Source organism: Pseudomonas sp. BRM28 (assembly GCF_002939405.1).
Lineage (GTDB): Bacteria > Pseudomonadota > Gammaproteobacteria > Pseudomonadales > Pseudomonadaceae > Aquipseudomonas > Aquipseudomonas palmensis.
In genome coordinates, this window is the sequence record NZ_PEFV01000001.1 from 2730219 (window position 1) to 2746566 (window position 16348).

The following is a 16348-nucleotide window of genomic DNA, read 5'->3' on the forward strand; positions in this document are numbered from 1 at the left end:
CTACCAGCGGATGCGCAGCCCCAGGGTGCCGCCAATCGATTCCTGCTGGCGGCTGTCAAGGTTGGCGCTGTAGGTCACTGCGCCGTACATCGCCACGGCGGGGCTCAGCCGGGCGCTCAGGCCGGCGCCCACGTCCATCCAGGTGGCGGCCTGATCAGTCCTGATCGGCTCGCCCCCGTCGAACCGCAGGGTGTCGCGCCCGCCACTGCTGCGCCATACATTGCTGCGCAGGTAGGGCTCCAGCGGCACGCTGCCGGCCAGGTAGCTGCCCTTGATTCGTGCGCCAACGCGCCCGGTCCAGTTGGTCTGGCTGTCCTGGGTGACCGTTGAAATGCCATCGCTGCGTGTATCGAAGTCGACCTTGCGGGCGATCACCTGCACCTGGGGCTCGACCACCCAGCGCGCGCTCAATGCCAGCGGATAGCCGGCCTCCACCGAGGCCGCCAGGGCATGCCCATCCAGATCGAGCTTCACGCCGCGATCGGAACGGGCGCGGCCGTCCAGATCGGTGTACTGCAGCACTGTGTCCACGTACCACTGCCCGGGACCGATCAGCGTCCAGTAGGCGCCGACACTGTCGCCATCGAGGCGAACATCGCCCACCGCATTGTCTTCGAAACCCAGCGCGAAACCTTTGACATCGCCATCGAGCCGGCTATGGCTGACATACACCCCGGCGTGCTGGCGATAACCGCCGTCGGTGTGCATCGCATACAGGTCATGGCCCACCTCGAAACCGCTCAGGTTGCCGTCCAGGCTTGGCGACACCGTGCCGGACCACTGCTGGCGCAGGTGCTCGCCAAAGGTGCGGGCCCACCCGGCGGCCACCGGGCCTTGTTCGTCGAGCAGGCGTTGCTCGCCCTGGCGCTGGTGGAAGGTGCCCAGGGTCGACAGGCTGATGATGGCCGCGGCGCGGCTGGCCACCGCGTACACCGGCACTTCGGCGCGGTACAGCACGATGGCCTGCCCGGCGACCGGGGTGGGCAGTGGCGGGGTACCCGGGGCGGCCACGGGCGCCGGCACCACCGGTGGCGGTGGCTGGCCGGGCAGGGGCGGCGCCGATACCGGGGGCGCGACCACACTCGAGCGCAGGTACCAGCTGTTCTCGCTGCCAGCGCTGACCCCGCCCTTGAACAGGTAGTACTGGTAAGCCCCGGCCGACAAGGGCTGGCCAAGGCTGAACGCCGTGCTGGTGCTGGTGGTGCCAGGGCCGGCCTCGACCACCTGGATGCCATCGGCCGCTGTCAGCGCGCCGCTGCCGCCCAGGTTGTTGACCTGCAGGGCAGTGCTGCCGGCCAGCGAGCCCTGGTTGACCACCAGCCGGTCGGAGGCGGCGCCGTCGCCTTCGAGCACGCTGTCGACCTTGAGCACGCCGTTGCTGCCTGCGTAGTTGCCGTCGAGGGTCAGTCGGCCCAGCGCATTGGCGCCGCTGCTGAGGTCGATGAGCCCGGCGTTGTTCACGCTCACCGGTGTGCCGCCGGCAAACGCCGTCACCTGGCCGGTGCGCGCCACCAGCTGGCTGGTGGCATCGATCAGCAAGGTGCCGGTACCCGTGCCCTGGTCTCCAAGAACCAGGTGGCCATCCAGGTTGAAGACCGAGGTGTTGGTCAGGGCCATGCGCTCCCAACTGGTATAGCGCGCGCCCAGGCTGCTGCGGGTATGGTCCAGTACCAGGCTGTCGCTGCCCAGGCCGCCGTCCACCTGGCGCACCAGCCCCAGGCGGCTTTCGTCGAGGTTGGCCAGCAGCGCCTGGTCGCTGCCGTCGCCCATCAGCACCGCACCGCGCACGATGCCGTCGTCGCGCCAGGTGAAGCTGTCGTCGCCGAAGCTGAGCAGTACATTGCCCACCACCTCGCCACCGCTGATGGTCACGCTGTCGTCGCCGCCGCTGACGCTGATGTTGCCGCCGATGCGTCCGCCACTGACGATGACCGTGTCGCGGTCAAAGCCTGTGACCAGGTTGGCGTCGATGATGCCGCCGGACATGTCGAACAGGTTGCGGTCCAGCTTCATGTCGACGCGCCCGATGCGCCCGCCGCTCATGTAGGCCACATCGCCATCTTCGAAAGCGCCGATGATGCGTCCGCCGCTCATCTGGAACAGGTCGCGGCCGTTGCCCTGCTGCAAGGCCTGCAACTGCCCGCCGGTCATGATGAAGGTGTCGATGCCCGCGCCCTGATCGAGCACGCCAGTGATGATGCCCGACGCCATCTCGACGCGGTCGGCGCCGGGGCCGAAGGTCACGCTGCCGGCGAGGGTGCCGCTGCCCCCGGCCGGCAGTATCAGCGTGTTGTCACCGCCAGGGTCGACAAGGGAGGTGCCAATGCCGCTGTCGCAGACATAACGATCGTTGCCGCCGGTAGGGGCGAAGGTGCAGTCCGCCTGACTTGTCAGGGCCCACGGGCCCAGCAACGGCAGGCACGCCAGGGCAACGCGGCTGGGCGGGCTCATTTCGTCCTCCTTGGGCTAGCGATCGGCCCAAGCGATACAGGGCTGCGACGGCGGTCGCAACTGGCAGAAATGATAGGTGGTCATCGGAAATGTGCACATTGGCGCAAAAACGCCTGACCGATGGCACGCCTGTCGATCAGGGCAGAGGGCTCAATCGCGGTAGAACACCTGCACCAGGTGGTAACCGAATTTGCTCTTGATCGGGCCGTGTACCACCCGCAACGGCTTCTTGAAAATCACCTGGTCGATGGCGCCCACCATCTGTCCCGGGCGTACTTCGCCCAGGTCGCCGCCGCGTTTGCCCGACGGGCAGGTGGAGTACTTTTTCGCCAGCACATCGAAGGCTTCGCCCTTGGCGATGCGCTGCTTGAGCTGTTCGGCCTCTTCGGCGGTCTTGACCAGGATGTGACGGGCCTGTGCTTTCATGTTGCCTCTGTTACGGGTAAAACCGGCGATTATGCCTGATTCGGGGCAGGGCGGCTTTGCGCGCCGTGCCCCGAACCCACGCCTTGGCGGGTTACTCCACCGTGGCGCGTTTCACTTCGCTGGAAGCCGACCAGATGCGATAGCGCACTTCCACGTCCTTGGGGGTGTAGACCACCACCGGCAACTTGCTGTTGTAGCGCAGCAGGAAACCATCGCCGACCACCGGCACGAAGGCGTCGATCTTCTTGTTGTCGGGGCAGCCCATCAGGGTAGAGACAGGGCCCATCACCTTGTCCAGCCGGTAGTAGCTATAGCCCCAGCCTTCGAGGGTCTTCTCTTCGAGGTTGCCACCCAGGCGCTGCAGGTTGCAGTCCACCTTGAGGGTCTTGCCGGCCAGTACCTCGACCTTGAATGCCGACTCGTCCTTCTGCTCGGGCAGGTGGATCACCTGGCGCACAAAACCGTTTTCGGCTTCGGGATAAGGGGCCACATCCTTGAGGCTGGCTGCGAGAACAGGGGCGCTGAAAGCCAGGGGCAGCATGACCAGGGCGGTCAGGGAAAGCGGTCGCATAAAAGCTCCTTGCGGTTTGAAAATGACAGTCGTAGCCGGCCAGCGGTACCTGCGCCCCAGGCCGATGGCTACTGGGCCAGCCAGCCGCCATCGATGTTCCAGGCGGCGCCGCGTACCTGGCTGCCGGCTTCGCTACACAGAAACAATACCAGCTCGCCCAGGTGTTGCGGTGTGACGAAGGCGTGCGAGGGCTGCTTTTCGGCCAGCAGGTCCTGCTGGGCCTGCTGCGGGTCGACCCCGCTGGCGATGCGATCGTCGATCTGCTTCTGTACCAGCGGGGTGAGCACCCAGCCGGGGCAGATGGCGTTGCAGGTCACGTTGCTGGTGGCGGTCTCCAGGCCCACCACCTTGGTCAGCCCGACCACCCCGTGCTTGGCCGCCACATAGGCGGCCTTGCCTACCGAGCCGACCTGCCCGTGCACCGAGGCGATGTTGATCACCCGCCCCCAGTTGCGCTGGCGCATGCCGGGCAGTGCCAGGCGGGTGCTGTGAAACACCGCCGAAAGGTTGAGCGCGATGATCGCGTCCCAGCGTTCCACCGGGAACGCCTCCACCGGGGCGACATGCTGGATGCCGGCGTTGTTGACCAGGATATCGACCCCGCCGAACTCGCGTTCGGCATAGGCAAACAGGTCGCTCAGCTGTTCCACGCTGCCAAGGTCTGCCGCGTGGTGCCCCACCCGGGTGCCATGCCGGCCCACCTCGGCAAGCGCTGCACTGGCGTCGCCGAAGCCGTTGAGAATCACATCGGCGCCAGCGCCGGCCAATGCCTGGGCGATACCCAGGCCGATGCCACTGGTGGAACCGGTAACCAGTGCGACTTTTCCTGCAAGGCTCATGGAAGTCTCCTTAGACAATGCCTGTAGCGTAGAAGGTAGCGATCACCACGAAGACTGCCAGGGTCTTGATCAGGGTGATGCCGAAGATGTCCTTGTAGGCTTCGCGGTGGGTCAGGCCGGTCACCGCCAGCAGGGTGATCACTGCGCCGTTGTGCGGCAGGGTGTCCATGCCGCCGCTGGCCATCGCGGCCACTCGGTGCAGCACCTCCAGCGGAATGTTCGCCGCGTGCGCCGCACTGATGAAGCTGTCGGCCATGGCCGCCAGCGCAATGCTCATGCCGCCGGATGCAGAACCGGTGATGCCGGCCAGCAGGGTCACGGTGATGGCTTCGTTGACCAGCGGGTTGGGAATGTTGCGCAGCGCATCGGCCAATACCAGAAAGCCTGGCAGCGACGCGATCACGGCGCCGAAACCGTATTCCGACGCCGTGTTCATCGCCGCCAGCAGGGCACCATTGACCGCGCTCTTGCTGCCCTCTGCCAGGCGTGTGCGGATGGCGCCGAAGGCGCTGACCAGCACCAGCAGGATGCCCAGCAGCAGGGCGGCCTCGACCGCCCAGATGGCCGTCAGCTTGGCGATCTCGGTCTGTACCGGGGCGCTCATGCCGGGCAGGCTCAGGCTGTGGGTCTTGCCGTACCACGCCGGGATCCAGTGGGTGAACAGCAGGTTCATCACCCCCACCAGCAGCAGTGGCGACAACGCCAGCAGCGGGTGCGGCAGGGTCAGGTCGGCGGCGGTTTCGGGCTCGTTGCGCAAGTCGCTGCCGTAGCCTTCACCGGCGCGCTGCGCCTTGTTGCGCTGGCGCTGCAGGTACAGCATGCCGGTGCAGAACACGAACAGCGTACCGATCACGCCAAGCCAAGGCGCGGCCCAGGCGGTGGTGTTGAAGAAGGTGCTGGGGATGATGTTCTGGATCTGCGGGGTGCCCGGCAGGGCGTCCATGGTGAACGAGAACGCACCCAGGGCAATGGTGGCTGGTATCAGACGTTTGGGGATATCGCTCTGGCGAAACATCTCGGCGGCGAACGGGTACACCGCGAACACCACCACGAACAGCGACACGCCGCCATAGGTGAGCAGCGCGCACACCAGCACGATCACCAGCATGGCCTGGCGTGTGCCTAGCAGGCGAATGGCGGCAGCCACGATCGAGCGCGAGAAACCCGAGAGCTCGATCAGCTTGCCGAACACGGCGCCGAGCAGGAACACCGGGAAATAGAGCTTGATGAACCCGACCATCTTTTCCATGAACACCCCGGTGAAGGCGGGCGCGACGGCGGAAGGGTCGGTAAGCAGCACCGCGCCGAGGGCGGCGATGGGGGCAAAAAGAATCACGCTGTAGCCACGGTAGGCCGCCAGCATCAGCAGCGCCAGGGCTGCCAGGGCAATGATCACACTCATTGAGTGTCTCCTTGGGTGCATCTTGTTTTTGTTGGGATGCAGCCCTTAGCGAAGACCGTGCCATGTTAATAAGCTATTGATTTATAAAAATAAATATTAATTCCAGTAGAATTTATCGAATGATTGTCTCTGGTTTGAGACTGGCTGTGCCGTGCGTGCGCTTGCAGCGCAGGAGGATCTGCACACGGGTCTGCCTGACACACCGTTCACTCTGGTTATACGACCGCTTCGCGCCCGTTCGCCGGCAAGGCCGGCTCCTACGCCTCTGGCCGGCAGGCCGTAGGAGAGGGCCTTGCCCCGCGATCTGGTGCGCAGCGCCAGTAAAACCAGCATATGGGGTCTGCCTGACACCCCGTGCACTCTGGTTTTACGACCGCTTCGCGCTCGTTCGCCGGCAAGGCCGGCTCCTACGCCTCTGGCCGGCAGGCCGTAGGAGCGGGCCTTGCCCCGCGATCTGGTGCGCAGCGCCAGTAAAACCTGCACATGCGGTCTGCCTGACACACCGTGCACTCTGGTTCTACGACCGCTTCGCGCTCGTTCGCCGGCAAGGCCGGCTCCTACGTCTCTGGCCGGCAGGCCGTAGGAGCGGGCCTTGCCCGCGATCTGGTGCGCAGCGCCAGTAAAACCTGCACATGCGATCTGCCTGATACACCGCGCAAACAGGTCTATGACCGCGTTGTGCCCATTCATCAGCAAGGCCGTCTCCAGGTTGAGATGCCAGTCTCTCTATTGAGACTTGATCCCCAGAGCCGCCAGCTTCTTGTACAGCGTCGAACGCCCCAACCCCAGCTCACGCGCGGCCTGCGGCACATTCCCGGCGCAGCGGGCGAGGGCGTTTTCCAGCAACTGGCGCTCGAATGCTTCGCACGCCTGCCTGTAGTCGGTTACGGGGTCGGTGTCGACTGTAAGGGGCGTCAACGGGCCCAATGCCGATTGCACCTGGGCGGCAGTCAGTTGCTGCTGGTCGGCCATCAGCGTGGCCCGCTCCAACACGTTGCGCAGCTCGCGAATGTTGCCCGGCCAGGCATGTCGGGCCAGCAGCGCCTGGGCCGGTGCCTGCAGCTCATGGCGGCTGCCCAGCTCCTCCAGAATCGCCTCGCTCAACGCCGGCAGGTCATCGAGCCGGGCACGCAATGGCGGCACCTCGATCGGCAGCACGTTCAGGCGGTAATACAGGTCGGCGCGAAACTCCCCGCGGGCCATCGCTGCCGAAAGGTCGCGCGAAGTGGCAGCAATCACCCGCACATCGCTCTGCAGCATCTGGTTGGAACCCACCGGCTCGTATTCCTTTTCCTGCAGCACGCGCAGCAGTTTGCTTTGCAGCGCCAGCGGCATGTCGCCGATCTCATCGAGAAACAGCGTGCCGCCTTCGGCCACCTGCAGCTTGCCCGGCCGGCCCTTGCGGTCGGCGCCGGTGAACGCACCCGGCGCGGTGCCGAAGAATTCGGCCTCCAGCAGATCGTGCGGGATAGCGGCGCTGTTGATGCTGACAAACGGCTTGTGGGCGCGGGGCGAGGCGGCGTGGATGGCATGGGCGAGCAACTCCTTGCCCGTGCCGGTCTCACCCAGTAGCAGCACCGGCGAATCGCTGCTGGCCCCACGCCGCGCGCGGCGTTTGACCTCAAGGCTTGCGGCGCTGGTACCGATGAACTGCGCAAAGCTGTACTTGGCCTGGCGCGCACGCAGCAGCGAGCGGGTCGAGGCCAGTTCCTGCTGCATGCTGGCATAGCGCTTGAGCAGCGGCGAAAGGCTGTGCAGCTCATCGAACAGCGCAAAGCCGATGGCGCCCATCACCGCGCCCTCGGCATCGTGGATCGGCAGGCGCATCACCACCAGCGGCTCCTTGGGCGTGTCGAGCATGTCCAGCAGAATCGGCCGGCCCTGGGTGATCACGTCGCGCATCTGGCTGCCGGGGATCACGCTTTCGCACGGCTGACCAATGGCGGCACTGGCGTCCTCCAGGCCAAAGCGCCGTGCGTAGCGCTGGTTCATCCACACGATTCGTGCATCGCGATCGACGATGATCGTGCCCTCGCTGGATTGCTCGATGATCTCGAACAGCGAGCGGATCGCCAGTTGGCGCACGCGCTGGTAGTCCTTGAGGCTGTCACTGTCTTGCATGGGCCGCTCCGCCGTAATGAGGCTGCGATTATGCCCGTGGATCGAACGCCTCGCGCAATGCGTCGCCGATGAACACCAGCAGCGAAAGGATCAACGCCAGGGCGAAGAACGCGGTAAACCCCAGCCATGGCGCCTGCAGGTTCTGTTTGCCCTGGTTCACCAGCTCGCCCAGGGAGGCGCTGCCGGCGGGCATGCCGAAACCGAGAAAATCCAGTGCAGTGAGGGTCGAGATGGCCCCGGTGAGAATGAACGGAAGGTAGGTGAGGGTGGCGTTCATCGCATTGGGCAGAATGTGCCGCACGATCACCAGCCGGTCGGGCAGGCCCAGCGCCCTGGCGGCCTGCACGTATTCCAGGTTGCGCCCGCGCAGGAACTCCGCGCGCACCACGTCCACCAGTGCCAGCCATGAAAACAGCGCCATGATTCCCAGCAGCCACCAGAAGCCGGGTTCCACAAAACCACTGAGAATGATCAGCAGGTACAGCACCGGCAGCCCCGACCACACTTCCAGCAGGCGCTGGCCGATCAGGTCCACCCAGCCGCCGTGGTAGCCCTGCAGGGCGCCGGCGGCCACGCCGATCACGGTGCTGATGGCGGTCAGCAGCAGGGCGAACAGTATCGACACACGGGTGCCGTACAGCACCCGCGCCAGCACGTCGCGCGCCTGGTCGTCGGTGCCCAGCCAGTTGGTGGTGGTGGGTGGGCTGGGGGTGGGTACCTGCAGGTCGTAGTTGGGGGTGTCGGCGCTGAAGGGGATCGGGGCAAACAGCATCCAGCCACCCTGGCCCTCGATCAGCTGGCGCACGTACTGGCTGCGGTAGTCGGGCTGGAACGGCAACTGGCCGCCGAACTGCTGTTCGGTGTAGCGCTTGAAGGCGGGGAAGTACAGGCTGCCCTGGTAGCCCAGCAGCAGCGGCTTGTCGTTGGCCACCAGCTCCGCCCCCAGGCTGAGCAGCAACAGCAGCCCGAACGCCCACAGCGAGAACCAGCCGCGGCGATTGCGCCGAAAATTCGCCAGCCGGCGCCTGGACAACGGCGACAGGCGCCGCATCAGTGCTGCCTCGTGGCAAAGTCGATACGCGGGTCGACCAGGGTGTAACACAGGTCGCCCAGCAGGCGGATCAACAGGCCGAACAGGGTGAAGATGAACAGCGAACCGAACACCACCGGGTAATCCCGCGACACGGCCGCCTCGTAGCTCATGCGGCCCAGGCCGTCGAGCGAGAAGATCACTTCGATCAGCAGCGAGCCTGCGAAGAACACCGTGATCAGCGCCTGGGGAATGCCCGCCACCACCAGCAGCATCGCGTTGCGAAACACATGCCCGTACAGCACCCGACGCTCGCTCAGGCCCTTGGCCCGCGCGGTGACCACGTACTGGCGGGTGATCTCGTTGAGGAAGGCGTTCTTGGTCAGCAGGGTGAGGGTGGCGAAACCGCCGATCACCAGCGAGCCCACCGGCAGCACCAGGTGCCAGAAATAGTCGGCCAGCTTGCCGGCCAGGCTCAGCTCGGCAAAGTTCTCCGACACCAGCCCGCGCACCGGAAACCAGTTGAGCGAGGTCCCACCGGCAAACAGCACGATCAGCAACAGTGCGAACAGAAACGCTGGCAGCGCATAGCCGATCACGATCAGCGCACTGCTCCAGGCATCGAAAGCGCTGCCGTGGCGGATGGCCTTGCGGATGCCCAGCGGGATCGACACCAGGTAGGTGATCAGGGTGGCCCACAGGCCCAGTGAGAGGGTGACCGGCAACTTGTCCAGGATCAGGTCGGTGACCTTGGCACCGCGAAAGAAGCTGCTGCCGAAATCCAGCTGGGCGTAGCGAGTGAGCATCAGCCACAGCCGCTCGTGGGCCGGCTTGTCGAAGCCGTACTGGCGTCTGATGGTCTCCAGCAGTTTGGGGTCCAACCCGCGGCTGGCCCGCGAGTCGCTGTGCAGCGTGTCGCTGCCGGCCCCCGGCGCACCGCCGCCGATACCCTGCAGGCGCGCCACGGCCTGTTCTACCGGGCCGCCCGGTGCCGCCTGGATGATCACGAAGTTCACCAGCACAATGATCAGCAGGGTGGGCAGTATCAGCAGCAGCCGGCGCAGGATGTACGCAGTCATGGCGCAGCCTCCAGCCGCTCGGCCATCTGCGCCGTGGTCAGCGGGGTGGGGCTGACCTCCCACCAGGTGTCCAGCGCCGGGTCATTGCTGGCTTGCACCCTGGGGATGCCGAAGCGGTTCCACCACACCGTGGAGGCGCCGGGCGGGTAGTAATTGGGGATCCAGTAGTAGTTCCATTGCAGCACCCGGTCCAGCGCATGGGCATGGCGCAGCATGTCGGCCGGGCTGGCGGCCTTGACCAGGTCGTCGATCAGGCTGTCCACCGCCGGGTCCTGCAGGGCCATGTAGTTGTTCGAGCCAGGGTCGGTAGCCGCCGCCGAGCCGAAGTAGCTGTAAAGCTCCAGCCCCGGCGAGGGCGACACCGGGTAGCCGGTGACGATCATGTCGTAGTCACGGGCCATCAGCCGGTTGACGTACTGGGCCGCGTCGATGCGGCGTATGTCCAGGGTGATGCCGATCTGCGCCAGGTTGCGTTTCCACGGCAGCAGCAGGCGCTCCAGGCCCGACTGGCCATTGAGGAAGGTAAAGCTCAGCGGCTCGCCCCGGGCATTGACCAGTTGATCGCCCTGCGGGCGCCAGCCGGCCTGCTGCAGCAGAGCGAGGGCTTGCAGCTGCTTGTCACGGATCAGCCCCGAGCCGTCGGTGCGCGGCGCCTCGAACACCCGGTCGAATACCTCGGCCGGCACCTGGGCACGCAGGGGTTCGAGCAGGGCGAGTTCTGCGCGGTCGGGCAGGGCGCGGGCGGCCAGCGCACTGTTGGCGAAAAAGCTCTGCTGGCGGATGTACAGGTTGCGCATCATCTGCCGGTTGCTCCATTCGAAATCCCACAGCAGGCCCAGTGCCTGGCGCACGCGCCGGTCCTGGAACACCGGGCGCTGCAGGTTGAACACATAGCCCTGGGCGTTCTGCGGTGCCCCTCGGGCCAGGTGCGCACGTTGCAGGCGCCCGTCGTCCAGGGCCGGACCGTTGTAGCCGATCGAATAGCCGGTGGCAGAGAACTCGCGGTTGTAATCGTAACCGCCACCGCGCAGCACCTGGCGTGCCACGTCGGTGTCGCCGAAATACTCGATCTTCAGCTGGTCGAAGTTGTAGCGCCCACGATTGACCGGCAGGTCCCGTGCCCACCAGTCGCGGTTGCGCTCGAAGGTGATGCTGCGCCCGTTGTCGACCCGTGCGATGCGGTACGGGCCGCTACCCACCAGCGCCTGGAAGCCGCCGCCGTTGGTGAATGCATCCTGGTCGAGCGCGTGCTCGGGCAATACCGGCAGCGACGCCAGGTCCAGGGCCAGGGTACGGTTCTGATTGTTCTTGAAGTCGAAGCGTACCTGCAGGGGCGTCTCGACCACCACAGCAGCCACGTCGGCAAACTGCGTGCGGTACTTGAGATTGCCTTCACGCAGCAGCAGTTGGTAGGTGAAGCGCACATCCTCGGCACGCACTGGCCGGCCATCGGCAAAACGCGCACGCGGGTCGATGTAGAAGCGCAGCCACAGCCCATCGGCGCTGCGCTCGAGCTTTTGCGCGATCAGGCCGTACACGGTATAGGGCTCGTCCAGTGACCGAATGGCCAGCGGTGAATACAGCCAGCCGTCCACCTCGCTGACCCCGGTGCCCTTGTCGATGTAGGGCAGCACATGGTCGAAGCCGCCGATTTCCAGCGCCGAGCGACGCAGGCTTCCACCTTTCGGGGCTTGCGGGTTGACGTAGTCGAAATGGCTGAACGAGGCGCGGTAGCGGGGGGCTTCACCATAGACGGTGAGGGCGTGGCTGGGGGCGGCGATCAGGGTTTGCCAGGGAGGCAGCAGAAACAGCAGCGGGGCAAGGGCGAACAGCACAATGCGGGTCAAGCCCGCTCTCACAGGAGCGGGCCGACCCTCGACACGGCCGGCAGATGCGGCCAAGGCCGATCAGTCCTGGCGGCTGGTCACTTCCAGCAGGTGATAGCCGAACTGGGTCTTCACCGGGCCTTGAACAGTGTTCACCGGTGCGCTGAACACCACGGTGTCGAACTCCTTGACCATCTGGCCGGGGCCGAACGAGCCCAGGTCACCGCCCTGGCGGCTGGAGGGGCAGGTGGAGTTGGCCTTGGCGATTTCGGCGAAGTCGGCGCCGGCTTCGATCTGTGCCTTGAGTTCGTTGCACTTGTCTTCGCTGGCGACAAGGATGTGACGGGCGGTGGCTTTTGCCATGGAGAATGCTCCTGGTGAGTAAAGGTGCAGCCTAGCGCAATCGGCGCGCGATTTCCTCCCCCTGTGCGCACGTGCCTTGGCCGGGCACCTGGTATTTGTGTCAGTTGTGCGCCTCGTACATTTTGCCTTTGAATCATTTCCAGCCCATTCCCCCGTTCATACCTTTCGGGCTTCCTGGATTGGAGAAAACTTCATGACGAACAACTTGATTGTCCCCGGGACCCAATCGGGCTTGCAAACGATGATCGACCTGTTCAATGCCATAGTGGGAGGGCCGCCGGCATTCGGAGGATTTGCAGCCGGCACCCTGGCCCTGCGACGCATCTACATTCCAGGTTACATCACCCCGGTATACACCGAAGGCGCCCAGGTTGGCGTGAACAAGGGGATGGTCAATTCGGTGCGCGGAATGCAGGTATTCGTGCAGCCGTATCCGAACATGCTGGCGGGGGATCTGATCGAGGTGTTCTATGGCACCAGCAACATCGCGGCGGTGAAGGTCAGTGTCCGCGAGGAGCAGCTCGGCCAGAACATCGAAACCTACATCCCGGCCAAAAAGGTGCTGGAGGGCGTGCACGACCTCTACTACGTGATCACGCGTGCAGGCTCCACCAACAAGGAGTCTTCGCTGGTGCTCAAGGTACTGGCACGCCTCAAGTACCCCGGCGGAAACGACCCTGAACCCGATCGCGCCGGGCACTACAAGTTGCTGCCACCGTTTCTGACCAGCCCTCCAATCGGTGGCGTGGTGGGTGAAGAAGACATCAAGGACTTCCTTGATGGCGAGCTGTATGGCGTGGAAGTCACCGTACCGGCGTACCCGAACATGCGCGAGTACGACACCATTCGCCTGAGTTGGGGCGGCTCGATCGTCGAGTACATCGTGCAACCTGACGAGGTGGGCAACGACCTCGTCATCGAGGTGGATGCCGAGCTCATCTACGAGGCCGGCGACAGCGAAAAGCTGGTGCTTGTGTACTGGATCTGGGACGAAGTGTTCAATCCCGCAAGCGACTGGTCATTGCGCGGTTACATCGAGGTATCGATCGACCCCAACAAACTGTTGCCGCCCATCATCGTCAACCCAGACTCGCAAGCCGTGGAGGGCGACCCGATCGATGTGGCGCTGGTGGCGCAAGATGGCCTGGAAGTACAAGTGGCGGCGCTGTCGGTGTTCGGCTTCAAGGCAAGGGATGAGATTACCCTGTACTGGGTAGGCACCACGGCGCAAGGCCAGATCATTGCCCTGAAGTACTCGCAAACGTTGAGCAGCCCCCGGATATTGGTATTCAAGATTCCCTATGCCCACGTGCAGATGCTGGCGCGGGGTTTTGGCAGAACCTGGTTCACCCGAAAGCCTGTCAATGGCAAGGAACAGACCTCCCGGCGTGTGGGTGCAAACTTTATCGGCGCCGCCGTCAAGCTGCCAAGCCCGCAAGTGACCGAAGCGGTCGACGGCGTGCTGGAGGCCACACTGGCAACGGCGACCGTGGTGGTACCGGCAGCGGCCCAGCTGGAGAAGGACGACTTCATCGAGATCACCTGGCGAGGCACCGGTTCCGATGGCAGCATGTTGCTCTACAAGGACACCAAAACGGTCACCAGCGCCAGCGCAGGAAAAGACATCTCGTTTGCCGTGAACGGGCCGCAGAACATTCAGCCGCTCAGCGGCGGTTCGCTCGAAGTCAGCTACACCGTAAGCCGGCAGGGCCTGGGGCGCCCTCTGGAATCACAGGCTCTCACGCTGCAAGTGGGCGTGGCGCAGTTGGAACTGCCGGCACCCCGTTGCCCGCAGGCACAAGACGGTGAACTGGATCCTGATGTCCTCGCCAGCGTCGATGTGATCATCGAGCCGTACACCGGAATGAAACTCGACCAGACCATCAGGGTGGTGTGGTCCGACGCGGGCGGTACCTTCTTCGAAGATCTGATGAAGGTGACCAAGAACAATCTCGACAAGCAAGTGACGTTCACCTTCGAGCACGCCAAATGGAGCAACTACCTGACAGTGGCAGCCGATGTGTACTACCAGGTCATCGAAGACCGCCAGCCGACTCGCGTGTCTGCCATGCTTTCGTTGCGTCGCAAAGAGCGCCAGTTACTGCTGCCCGACCCGGTGGTGGAGGGCGCGGTCAATGGCACGCTGCGCCCTGTGGGCGATGCAGTGGTCACGATCCCAGCCGAGGCCCAGCTCAAACTTGGCGATGAAGTGGAACTGCTCTGGGATGGCGATGCCCCCCAAGGCTCGACGAGCGTCACCCTGTACATACTGGAAGATCAGACACGTGAGCTTAAGCAGTCTATCGATGCACGGTTCGTACTGGCCAACATCGATGCCAATGTACGGGTCAAGTACGTGGTGTACCGCTTCGATGGCCGCGAGCAGACGTCCGGCACCGTCACGCTGCGGGTACAGCGTGCGGCGCTGCCGCTGCCGATATTCGTGCAGGCGACCGCCAACAACCAGCTGAACCCGGACGATGTACGCAATGGTGCAACGTATCGGATCGACACCGTGGCCAGATTGCTGCGCGGTGACAGGGTGACCGTACGGGTGTACAGCGAGCTGCCGGCAGGCAACTTCAACCGCACGATCGTGGTAACGGCGGGCGACGAGGGCAAGGCCCTCGACGTGTCGGTACCCTATGCCACGATCAACGCCAGCAATCGCACCACGATCAAGCTCGAATACACGCTGCAGCGTAGCAGCGGCGGCCCGGAGGAACGCTCGCCGTCCAACAGCTATTTCGTAAACCGTGTGATAGGCAGCGGCAACCTGCGTATTTTCGGCGCCCGCTACGGCGCGAGCACCTACCGCGCCTCCAGTACCTCGCGAATTCTGAGCGCATTCAATGCGCAAAGCCTGCAGCCGATCCTCGCCGAATGGCGTTACCTGGACGAGCCCACCTGGACCGCAGGCACTACCTGGATGGACAAGCAGCCCTGGAAGGCGCTGCGCGTGCGCACGCAAACCGATGAGGTGCAGCTCAACCCGGCCAACATCATCGGCAACGGAATCGACGCCGCGGTCAATGGCAGTGCAGCGTTTGTCGCCCTGCGCAACGAACGCTCAGGGGGGGAGCGCGATATCGTCGGCTGGGGCAGTATTGCCTACGGGGCAGCTATTCCGCCGACATTGCAGACCCGCGACGACATCGCTGAAGTCAGTTGCACGCGCAGCGCGTATGCCGCACGCATGACCAATGGCACTGTGCAGTGCTGGGGCCAGGCGGGCGAGGGCGGTTCCATGCCTAAAGGTGAAACCGGAAATTTCGTCGAAGTGCGCAGCAATGCCAGGGCGTTTGTCGGACGCAAAGCCGACGGCCGCCTCATTGCCTGGGGTGTGGGGCCCGAGGGCGCGACCATTCCGCCGGGGATCCTCAACCTGACGGATTTCACCGCTGTCTACGGTGCCGGCAGCGCTTTTGCAGCGCAGCGTGCCGACGGTTCGCTGGTAGCCTGGGGCAGTGCCGCCAACGGCGGCAGCTTGCCCAACGATATCGCCGACCTCAAGGACATCTACTACGTCAAGGGCAACTTTGCCGCCTTTGCCGCACGGCGCACCAACAATCGTGTCGTTGCCTGGGGCAATGCCGGATATGGCGGCACGGTACCGGATGCAATCGCCCAGTTGACCGATATCGTCACCCTTGAGGGGGCTACGGCTCAGGCATTCAGCGCCTTGCGTGCCACCGGCCAGGTAGTGGCCTGGGGGGCTGGCAGCCATGGCGGCTCGGTGCCGCAAGAAATTGCAGGTCTGACTGACATCGTGGAGGTCACCAGCACCTGGCATGCCTTCTGTGCCCGGCGCAGGAACGGTTCGGTGGTGGCCTGGGGCAACGCGAACAACGGCGGCAACGTGCCACAGCCTGTGGCCAACCTGCGCAATGTCATTCAAGTCACCGGCAGCGCATGGGCGTTCGCCGCCCTGTGCAGCGACGGCACCGTGGCGGTCTGGGGGCGTTCTGAAGCCGGCGGCGATATCAGCCGGGTGTCCGACCAACTGAAACATGTGCGTGCGGTGTACGCCAACTCCAACGGCTTCGCCGCATTGACGTCAGACGGGCGCGTGGTGACGTGGGGCCAACCGCAGGGCGGTGGCGACAGTGCGGCGGTGCAGGCGGCGCTGCGCAACAAGGTGACCACCGGCCACCGGGTAGATGTCAATGCCGAGGCCGACGGCGAATGGGCTGGCGCGCCAGGCGCCTGAGGCCTTTGAGCGATATGACCCTGCAATCGG

11 protein-coding genes are annotated in these 16348 nt (G+C 64.7%); 1 reads left to right on the forward strand and 10 read right to left on the reverse strand.

All coding sequences use genetic code 11. The features are described 5' to 3' along the window. From CR917_RS13085 to CR917_RS13130, 10 genes are all read right to left on the reverse strand, one after another. Window positions 1-2451 carry an autotransporter outer membrane beta-barrel domain-containing protein gene (locus CR917_RS13085; protein WP_104572435.1) on the reverse strand — a complete coding sequence of 817 codons (2451 nt, stop codon included), beginning with the start codon at window positions 2449-2451 and terminating at the stop codon, window positions 1-3. A gap of 150 nt (window positions 2452-2601) precedes the next feature. After that, the gene (locus CR917_RS13090; protein WP_038611202.1) at window positions 2602-2877 is read right to left on the reverse strand and encodes a peptidylprolyl isomerase; all 276 of its coding nucleotides are present in this window, start codon (window positions 2875-2877) and stop codon (window positions 2602-2604) included. A gap of 91 nt (window positions 2878-2968) precedes the next feature. Continuing rightward, window positions 2969-3448 (reverse strand): serine protease inhibitor ecotin, encoded by a 480-nt coding sequence (gene eco, locus CR917_RS13095; RefSeq protein WP_104572436.1) that lies wholly within the window; start codon window positions 3446-3448, stop codon window positions 2969-2971. Window positions 3449-3516: 68 nt separating this feature from the next. Next, a complete protein-coding gene (hbdH, locus tag CR917_RS13100; protein ID WP_104572437.1) occupies window positions 3517-4287 on the reverse strand; it encodes a 3-hydroxybutyrate dehydrogenase in 771 nt (256 codons plus the stop codon). 10 nt (window positions 4288-4297) lie between these two features. Next, window positions 4298-5689: a GntP family permease gene (locus tag CR917_RS13105; protein ID WP_058540163.1), complete on the reverse strand. Its 1392-nt coding sequence runs from the start codon at window positions 5687-5689 to the stop codon at window positions 4298-4300. Window positions 5690-6415: 726 nt separating this feature from the next. Next, window positions 6416-7810 carry a sigma-54-dependent Fis family transcriptional regulator gene (locus CR917_RS13110; protein ID WP_088514940.1) on the reverse strand — a complete coding sequence of 465 codons (1395 nt, stop codon included), beginning with the start codon at window positions 7808-7810 and terminating at the stop codon, window positions 6416-6418. 28 nt (window positions 7811-7838) lie between these two features. Further along, window positions 7839-8861 carry an ABC transporter permease gene (locus CR917_RS13115; RefSeq protein WP_104572438.1) on the reverse strand — a complete coding sequence of 341 codons (1023 nt, stop codon included), beginning with the start codon at window positions 8859-8861 and terminating at the stop codon, window positions 7839-7841. After that, on the reverse strand, window positions 8861-9919 hold the full coding sequence (gene yejB / locus CR917_RS13120; protein WP_058540166.1) for a microcin C ABC transporter permease YejB: 1059 nt from the start codon (window positions 9917-9919) through the stop codon (window positions 8861-8863). The genes CR917_RS13115 and yejB overlap by 1 nt, the downstream gene beginning before the upstream one ends. Next, window positions 9916-11757, reverse strand: coding sequence for an extracellular solute-binding protein (locus CR917_RS13125; RefSeq protein WP_173925088.1), 1842 nt, complete (start codon window positions 11755-11757; stop codon window positions 9916-9918). Before CR917_RS13125 ends, yejB begins: the two co-directional genes overlap by 4 nt. 69 nt (window positions 11758-11826) lie before the next feature. Next, a complete protein-coding gene (locus CR917_RS13130) occupies window positions 11827-12108 on the reverse strand; it encodes a peptidylprolyl isomerase (protein ID WP_043860171.1) in 282 nt (93 codons plus the stop codon). A gap of 106 nt (window positions 12109-12214) precedes the next feature. Between CR917_RS13130 and CR917_RS13135 the strand changes: the two genes are divergently transcribed. Continuing rightward, window positions 12215-16318 (forward strand): hypothetical protein, encoded by a 4104-nt coding sequence (locus tag CR917_RS13135; protein ID WP_146095013.1) that lies wholly within the window; start codon window positions 12215-12217, stop codon window positions 16316-16318. Window positions 16319-16348 lie beyond the last annotated feature (30 nt).

Bases quoted from the DNA above. Each gene is read 5' to 3' on its own strand.
- CR917_RS13085 (WP_104572435.1), bottom strand. From the start codon at position 2,451: ATGAGCCCGCCCAGCCGCGTTGCCCTGGCGTGCCTGCCGTTGCTGGGC.
- CR917_RS13090 (WP_038611202.1), bottom strand. From the start codon at position 2,877: ATGAAAGCACAGGCCCGTCACATCCTGGTCAAGACCGCCGAAGAGGCC.
- eco (WP_104572436.1), bottom strand. From the start codon at position 3,448: ATGCGACCGCTTTCCCTGACCGCCCTGGTCATGCTGCCCCTGGCTTTC.
- hbdH (WP_104572437.1), bottom strand. From the start codon at position 4,287: ATGAGCCTTGCAGGAAAAGTCGCACTGGTTACCGGTTCCACCAGTGGC.
- CR917_RS13105 (WP_058540163.1), bottom strand. From the start codon at position 5,689: ATGAGTGTGATCATTGCCCTGGCAGCCCTGGCGCTGCTGATGCTGGCG.
- CR917_RS13110 (WP_088514940.1), bottom strand. From the start codon at position 7,810: ATGCAAGACAGTGACAGCCTCAAGGACTACCAGCGCGTGCGCCAACTG.
- CR917_RS13115 (WP_104572438.1), bottom strand. From the start codon at position 8,861: ATGCGGCGCCTGTCGCCGTTGTCCAGGCGCCGGCTGGCGAATTTTCGG.
- yejB (WP_058540166.1), bottom strand. From the start codon at position 9,919: ATGACTGCGTACATCCTGCGCCGGCTGCTGCTGATACTGCCCACCCTG.
- CR917_RS13130 (WP_043860171.1), bottom strand. From the start codon at position 12,108: ATGGCAAAAGCCACCGCCCGTCACATCCTTGTCGCCAGCGAAGACAAG.